This window comes from Deinococcus pimensis DSM 21231, assembly GCF_000519345.1.
GTDB classification, from domain to species: domain Bacteria; phylum Deinococcota; class Deinococci; order Deinococcales; family Deinococcaceae; genus Deinococcus_A; species Deinococcus_A pimensis.
Window position 1 is genome coordinate 92877 of record NZ_KI912672.1, and the last position, 7371, is coordinate 100247.

Below are 7371 nucleotides of genomic sequence, written 5' to 3' on the forward strand. Positions count from 1 at the left end.
GATGCGCCGCGCGAACGTGCGCGGACGCATCGCCGTGATCGCGCGCGGCGGGATGCTCTTCCGACAGAAGGCCGCGAACGCCCGCGCCGCCGGGGCGGTCGCCGTCGTGATCGTCAACAATGCCCCCGGCCCCTACCGGGGCGCGGTCCTGGAGGACCTCGGCCTCCCCGTCGTGAGCGTCGGCCCCGAGGACCGCGCCCGTCTGCGCGCCGCTCGGACCGCCACCCTGACCCTCTCGCTGAAGCGCGAGGTCGTGCGCGGCGCGAACGTCGTCGCGCTCTCCCCCGGCGCGCGTCCCGAGATGCTCTTCGGGGCGCACCACGACAGCTTCATCGGCTCGCCCGGCCTCAACGACAACGGCTCGGGCGTCGCGGCGGTGCTCGAAGTCGCCCGGATGCTGCGCGGCACGCCCCTCGCCGGGCGCGCCGCGTTCGTGCTGTTCGACGGCGAGGAGGACCGCTTCCAGGGCTCACGCGCCTGGGTGCGGGCGCACCCGGACGTCACGCGCGGCCTGCGCGGCATGCTCAGCCTCGACATGGTCGGCGTGGCCGCCGAACCCCTCGCGGTGGGCGGCAGCGCGTCCCTCGTACGCGCAGCGCGGCGGGCCGTGCCGACCCTCGGGACCTTCGACGACGACGGGCTCAGCGACCACGGCACCTTCCAGGAGGCGGGCGTGCCCGCCGCGCTGCTCTTCCGCGGGCTCGACGCGAACTACCACGCGCCCGGTGACCGCCTCGTCGACCCGAAACTCGTGACCGAGACCGCCGACGTGGCCCTGCGGATCACGCGCGCCCTGCTCGGCGTCCGCTGAGGCGTTACCCGTCGAGGATGTCCGTGATGTCCGTCCCCTGAGCGAAGACCGCCGTCGCGTCCCGTGCCTGATCAGGAACGGGACGGCCGTCCGCGCCGCCCTCCACGTGCGCGTACAGGGTGGCCGCGCCGAAGTGACGGCTCAGCGTCTCCGCGAGCGCCCGCGCCGCCGACTCCGGCACGAGGTGCGGCACGTGCAGCAGCGTCGTCGGGTGCCCGCGCGTGAAGCCGCCCTCCACGGGCTGCATCACGACCAGCAGCTGGCTCGCGTGCGCCCCGAGGTCCGGCAGGCGCTCGTAGAGCCCGTACAGCCACGCCCGCGCCAGGCCGATCATGCGGTAGTCGCGCGGCTCGACGTCCTGAAGCTCGATGACGTGGCAGGTCACGCCCCGGTGGTCCTGCCGTTCGTTGCCTTTCACGAGGACAGACTACGACCTCCGGCGGGCGCGCGCACGGCCCGAATGCGGTCGAAGGTGGAGACGACGCGCGCCCGCTCGTGCTAGCGTGACGAAACCGCGCCCTCGGGCAGCCAGCACCACCCGCCGTGAGCGCCCCGCGCGCTCCGGCCTCAAGGAGAACATGAACACGACCCCCGCCAACGGCGGCCATCTGGACGTCATCCCGCTCGGCGGGATGGGCGAGATCGGCAAGAACATGCTCGTCTACCGCTACGAGGACGAGATCGTCATCGTGGACGGCGGCCTCGCCTTCCCCGAAGCCCACATGCCCGGCATCGACCTCGTCCTGCCCCGCATCGACTACCTGCAGGAGAACGCGCACCTCATCAAGGGCATGGTCCTCACGCACGGCCACGAGGACCACATCGGCGGTCTGCCGTACATCCTCCCGCGCCTCCCGAAGTTTCCCATCTACGGCGCGCGCCTCACCCTCGGCCTCGTGAAGGAGAAGCTCAAGGAGTTCGGCATCCGCGAACACGAGGTGGATCTGCGCGAGGCCGACCCCGACGCGACCGTCCGGCTGGGGCGTCACTTCACCGTCGACCGCTTCCGGATGACGCACTCGATTCCGGACAACAGCGGGTACGTGCTGCACACGCCCGTCGGCAAGGTCGTGCACACCGGCGACTTCAAGCTCGACCAGCACCCCACCGACGGCAAGACCAGCCACCTCGCCAAGATCGCCCAGGCCGGCGCCGACGGCGTCCTGCTGCTCATCAGCGACTCCACCAGCGCCGAGCGGGCCGGGCAGAGCCCCAGCGAGGCCGACGTCGCCGCCGAGATCGAGAAGATCGTGGCCGCGGCGCGCGGACGTGTCTTCCTGACGACCTTCGCGTCGCACATCCACCGCATCCAGAACGTCATCGCCATCGCCGAGAAGTACGGCCGCCGCGTCATCCTCGAGGGCCGCAGCATGGTCAAGTACGCCCAGGTCGCGCAGGACCTCGGCTACCTCGACCTGAAGGACCCCCTGCTCACCACCGACGAGCTCGGCGACCTGCAGGACCAGCAGGTGCTGTTCATCTGCACCGGCTCGCAGGGCCAGCCGATGAGCGTCCTCTCCCGCCTCGCCTTCGGCAATCACGCCAAGATCTCCCTGAACAACACGGACACGGTGATCCTGTCGTCGAGCCCGATCCCCGGCAACGAGGAGGCCGTGAACACCGTCATCAACCGCCTCTACCAGATCGGCGCGGACGTGTACTACCCGCCCACGTACGGCGTGCACGCCTCCGGGCACGGGTTCCGCGACGAGCTCGAGGCCGTCTTCAACCTCGCGCAGCCGAGGTACTTCCTGCCCTGGCACGGCGAGCCCCGCCATCAGATCAACCACGCGCGCATGGCGCACGCCATGCCCCGCCCGCCCAAGCGCACGGTCGTCGCGAAGAACGGCGACGTGGTGCGCGTCGCACCCGACACCTTCGAGGTCGTCGGGACGGTCACGGCGGGCGCCGTGTACGTCGACGGGCTCGGCATCGGCGACATCAGCGACGACGTCCTGCACGACCGCGTCGCGATGAGCAGCGACGGCCTCGTGCTCCTCACGACCGTGCTGCACCCCACCCCGCACGTGGAGTTCGTCTCGCGCGGCTTCGTGAAGTTCAACCGGGAACTGGAGCACTCCATCCGTCAGGTGGCGCTCGACGTGGTCACCAGCGGCATGCGCGACAAGCGTGACCTGGAGGACGTCATCTCCGAGCAGCACCGCGCCGTGCGGCAGTTCGTGCGGCAGACGACCGGGCGCTCGCCCGTCGTGATTCCCCTGCTGGTGGAGTGACCCGCCCTGAAGCGGGACGTGGCGCGCGAGTATACTGGCCGCGCACCACGTCCCGCTTCAGTTCACCCGGCGCTCTCCTCGGGAGACGCCGTCCGGAGGTCACCCGTGAAGGCCATCGTCTGCGAATCGTTCGGCCCGCCCGACGCCCTCGTCCTGCGCGACCTGCCCGACCCCACGCCCGGCGAGGGCGAGGTCGTCGTGGACGTCCACGCGGCGGGCGTGAACTACCCCGACGCCCTCATGGTGCAGGGCCGCTATCAGGTGCGGCCCCCCACGCCGTTCACGCCGGGCGCGGAGGCGGCGGGCGTCGTGAGCGCCGTCGGGGCGGACGTGCGGCACGTGATGTTGATGTAGCGCGTCGCGTCCTTTACGGGCACGGTGCACTTTGGCCGAGAAGGTCTTCGAGCCCGCCTCCAAGGTGATGTCCTTGCCGGAGGGCGTTGATCTCGACGTAGAGGCGGGCCTCAAGCTGGCGTTCGGCAAGGTTATGCACGCCATGGTGGACCGCGCGACCGTACGAGAGTACGAGACGCTCGTTGTGCTTGGCGCGGTCGCCGGGGTCGGGCTCGCGGCCGTCATGATCGGACGGGCGCTCGGCGCGCGCGTCGTCGCGGCGGCCAGCACGCCCGAGAAGCTGGACGTGACCCGCGCGCACGGCGCGCACGACACGATCGACTACGCCCGCGAGGACCTGAGGGAGCGCGTGAAGGCCCTCACGGGAGGACGCGGTCCGGACGTGATCTTCGATCCCGTCGGCGGGAGCCTCGCGGAGCCCGCCTTCCGCTCCATCGGCTGGGGCGGACGGTACCTCGTCGTGGGCTTCGCGGGCGGCGACATTCCCGCGCTGCCGCTCAACCTGCCCCTCCTCAAGGGCGCGTCCCTCGTCGGCGTCTTCTGGGGCGAGTTCGCGCGGCGTGACCCGGCCGCGAACGCCCGCAACCTCACGCGCCTGGCGGGCTGGGTCGCGGACGGGACCGTGCGGCCCCTCGTGAGCGCCCGCTACGCCCTCGCGGACACGCCCGCCGCCCTCACGGCCCTCCTGGAGCGCCGCGTGACGGGCAAGGTGATCGTGACCCCCTGAGTCACTCCTCCAGCCGCCGGGACTCCACGCCCATCCGCACGAAGTCGTACGGGTAGGGCAGGGGCGGCTCGCTCACGCGGGTCAGCCGCTCCGCCGCCTCCGGAGGCAGCCGCCAGCCCAGCGCGCCGAGATGACCGCTCAGGTGGTCGAGGGTGCGGACCCCCACGATGGGCGCCGTGACGCCCTCGCGCTCCATCAGCCAGCGGAGCGCCACCTGCGCGGGCGTGCGGTCCAGTTCCCGCGCGACGTCCACGAGCGTCTCCACGACGCGCCACGTGCGGTCGTCGTTGAGGTTCGTCCACGACTCGCTCCAGCCGTTTCGTTCCGCCGCGTCCACCCGCGTGCCCTCGGGCGGCGCGGCCATGTCGCGGGTGTACTTGCCCGTGAGCCAGCCTCCCTTGAGAGGACTCCACGGCAGCACCGCCAGCCCCTCGGCGCGGCAGACCTCCATCAGCTCCCACTCCGTGCTGCGCGTCAGCAGGTTGTACTGCGGCTGCAGGCTCACGAAGGACGCCAGCCCGCCCGCGCGCGACAGGTCGAGGGCCTTCTGGAGCTGCCAGCCGCTGAAGTTGCTCACGCCGATCGCGCGGACCAGCCCGTCACGGACCAGCCCGTCGAGCGTGCCGAGCGTGTCCTCCAGGGGCGTCGCCGGGTCCCAGCCGTGCACCTGGTAGAGGTCCACGTACTCCGTCCCGAGCCGCGTGAGGCTCGCCTCGACCTCACGCAGGACGTGCCCGCGCGAGAGCCCGGCGTCGTTCGGTCCGCTCCCCGTGCCCCAGCGGACCTTCGTGGCGACCACGACGTCCTCCCGGCGGCGCGAGCGCAGCCAGCGGCCCAGGATGCGTTCGGACTCGCCGCCCGCGTACACGTTGGCGGTGTCGACGAAGTTCCCGCCCGCGTCCTCGAACGCGTCGAGGACGCGCAGGCTGTCCTCCTCGGACGTCTCGCGGCCGAAGGTCATCGCGCCGAGGCACAGTTCGCTCACGGCGACGCCGGTGCGGCCCAGGTAACGGTAGTTCACGGCTGCCTCCTCCCGGCGCGGGAACCCACCGCGCCGTTCGTGGCGTCAGCATACGCCCCCCCTCAGGCGGGGACGGGACCCCCGTCGTCCGTCGTCGCGCCCTGCCCCCGGAGCAGGGCGTCCACCTCCGCTTCGGGCATGGGCCGTCCGAGACCGTAGCCCTGCCCGACGTCCCCGCCGAGCGCGGCGACGCGTTCGCGCTGCCAGTCCTCCTCCAGCCCCTCGGCGACGACGGTCAGGCCGAGCCCGTGCGTCATCATCGTGATCGCGCGGACGAACACGTCCCCGTCGTGCCGCATGGCGCCCACGAAGGACCGATCGATCTTCACCATCTGCACGGGCAGCTGCCGCAGGTGACTGAGGCTGGAGTAGCCCGTGCCGAAGTCGTCGAGGGCGACGCGCACGCCGAGCGCGGCGAGCCTGCCGAGCTTCTCGACGGAGTCGTCGAGGTCGTGCAGCAGCGCGCTCTCGGTGAGTTCGAGCACGAGCGCCGCGCCGGGCAGCGCGTGACGCCGCAGGGCGGCTCCGACCGTGCCCACGAAGTCGTGCCGCGCGAAGTGCAGCGCCGAGACGTTCACGGTGACGTACAGGTCGGCCGTGTGCTCACGCCAGCGCCTCACGCTCCCGAGCGCTCGCCGCAGGACGTGCTCGCCGAGCGGGACGATCAGGTTGCGTTCCTCCGCGAGGGGGATCACGTCGGTCGGCGCGACCTCCCCGTGCGCGGGAAGCTGCCAGCGCAGCAACGCCTCGAAGCCCACGACGCGCCCGTCGCGCAGATCCCACAGCGGCTGGTAGTGCAGGTCGAGCGTGCCTCCCTCCAGGGCCTCGCGCAGCGCGAGCTCCAGCTCCGCCTCACGCAGCGCGGCCTGCCGGGTGCGCTCGTCGTAGGGTCGCCACTGGTTGCGCCCGCCCCGCTTGGCCTGATACATGGCGAGGTCGGCGGCCTGCACGAGCGCCTCGGGCGTGTCGCCGTCACGCGGGCCGAGGGCGACGCCGACGCTCGCGGTGAGGTAGAAGGTGTGGCCCGCGTGCACGACGGGCGCGCCGACGCTGCCGATGAGCCGTTCGGCGAGGTCGCCCGCGGCCGCGTCCGTGTCGCCCGTCAGGCCCGTCGCGAGCACCACGAACTCGTCGCCGCCGACGCGGCCCACCACGTCGTCCGGACCGGTCACGGCGTGAAAGCGGTTCGACATCTCCCGCAGCACCGCGTCGCCCGTGGGGTGCCCGTGGGAGTCGTTGATCTGCTTCATGCGGTCGAGGTCGACGAACAGCACCGCCAGCGCGCGGCCCGACACGCGCGCCTCCGTGAGGGCGTCACGCAACGCCTCGTGGAGGGACGCGCGGTTGCGCAGGCCCGTGAGGGCGTCGTGGTTCGCGCGGTACGAGAGCACGACCTGCGCCGCCCGCAGTTCGCCGGAGGTGCGGCGCAGCGCGCGCGCCATGCGGTGATGATCGGTCTGCGCGACGACGTGCCGGATGCACACGACCGCCGCGACGGCCAGGACGACGAGGTGCGCGGAGTCCCAGCGCGAGCGCCACACCAGCATCCCGAGGACCGCCACGACCGCCGCGAGCGGCAGGAGCGACGCGACACGCGCGGACACGTCGGGCTCGTGCGTGTCGACGGACGCGTCGGGCGCGTGGTGTCGCGCGGTCCACGTGCCGAGCGCGAGGAGCACCATCGCCCAGGCCCAGACCGCGTCGAGCCAGTCGCCACCCGCGTAGGTGCCGCCCGCCTCGCTCGCGACGTACCCGAAGTCCGCACTGACCGAGAGCGCGAGACCCACCGCGATCAGCACGGTGTGCGCCCGCGCGCGCTGCCCGGACAGGGCGACGAGGACGAGCACCCCGAGCAGGCCCACGTCCATGAGGGGGTACGCGACGCTGATGGTCCGCTCGGCGAGGGTGAGGGCGGGGTCGCGCAGGATGGCGGCGAGCAGGGTGTTCCACACGGCGAGCCCGATCACGGCGGTGACGATGACACCGTCGAGCAGGATGCGGGCGGTCTCCAGGGGCCGCATGCGGGCGCGGGCGAGACGCAGCAGACCCACCGCGAGCGGGACGTAGTACGCGACGTAGAAGGCGTCCGCGACGGACGGGAAGGGCGAGCCTCCGCGCAGCTCCAGCGCCGCCCAGGCAGTCTCGCCGAGCGTGTACATCAGGATCGCGAGGGTGAGGGCGCGCACGGCGGGCCGGGCGGAGGGGGCGGCCCGCCGCAGGGCCG

At 72.4% G+C, this 7371-nt stretch carries 7 protein-coding genes; 4 read left to right on the forward strand and 3 right to left on the reverse strand.

Translation table 11 applies throughout. The annotated features are described in order from the left end of the window. Nucleotides 1-811, forward strand: an 811-nt coding sequence (locus DEIPI_RS33745; protein WP_052351929.1) for a M28 family metallopeptidase, incomplete at its 5' end; no start/stop codon positions are given. Nucleotides 812-815: 4 nt separating this feature from the next. On the opposite strand, the gene DEIPI_RS0122260 is transcribed toward DEIPI_RS33745, so the two are convergent. After that, a complete protein-coding gene (locus DEIPI_RS0122260) occupies nucleotides 816-1229 on the reverse strand; it encodes a hypothetical protein (protein ID WP_027483225.1) in 414 nt (137 codons plus the stop codon). Nucleotides 1230-1389: 160 nt separating this feature from the next. On the opposite strand from DEIPI_RS0122260, the gene DEIPI_RS0122265 reads away from it, so the two are divergent. The 3 genes from DEIPI_RS0122265 (at nucleotide 1390) to DEIPI_RS33750 (ending at nucleotide 4126) form a co-directional block, all read left to right on the forward strand. Further along, nucleotides 1390-3045 carry a ribonuclease J gene (locus DEIPI_RS0122265; RefSeq protein WP_027483226.1) on the forward strand — a complete coding sequence of 552 codons (1656 nt, stop codon included), beginning with the start codon at nucleotides 1390-1392 and terminating at the stop codon, nucleotides 3043-3045. Between the two features lie 105 nt (nucleotides 3046-3150). Then, nucleotides 3151-3399 (forward strand): alcohol dehydrogenase catalytic domain-containing protein, encoded by a 249-nt coding sequence (locus DEIPI_RS42315; protein WP_245588620.1) that lies wholly within the window; start codon nucleotides 3151-3153, stop codon nucleotides 3397-3399. A gap of 31 nt (nucleotides 3400-3430) precedes the next feature. After that, nucleotides 3431-4126, forward strand: a complete 696-nt coding sequence (locus tag DEIPI_RS33750) for an NADPH:quinone oxidoreductase family protein (protein ID WP_245588621.1) — start codon at nucleotides 3431-3433, stop codon at nucleotides 4124-4126. A gap of 1 nt (nucleotide 4127) precedes the next feature. Here the strand turns inward: DEIPI_RS33750 and DEIPI_RS0122275 are convergent, their stop codons facing one another. Both DEIPI_RS0122275 and DEIPI_RS36010 read right to left on the reverse strand, forming a co-directional pair. Next, the gene (locus DEIPI_RS0122275) at nucleotides 4128-5147 is read right to left on the reverse strand and encodes an aldo/keto reductase (RefSeq protein WP_027483227.1); all 1020 of its coding nucleotides are present in this window, start codon (nucleotides 5145-5147) and stop codon (nucleotides 4128-4130) included. 62 nt (nucleotides 5148-5209) lie between these two features. Continuing rightward, nucleotides 5210-7371: putative bifunctional diguanylate cyclase/phosphodiesterase (locus DEIPI_RS36010; RefSeq protein WP_169737189.1), on the reverse strand; the 2162-nt coding region annotated here is incomplete at its 5' end.

What these genes read in the sequence shown, in the direction of transcription:
- DEIPI_RS0122265 (WP_027483226.1), top strand. Translation starts at nt 1,390, where the DNA reads ATGAACACGACCCCCGCCAACGGCGGCCATCTGGACGTCATCCCGCTC.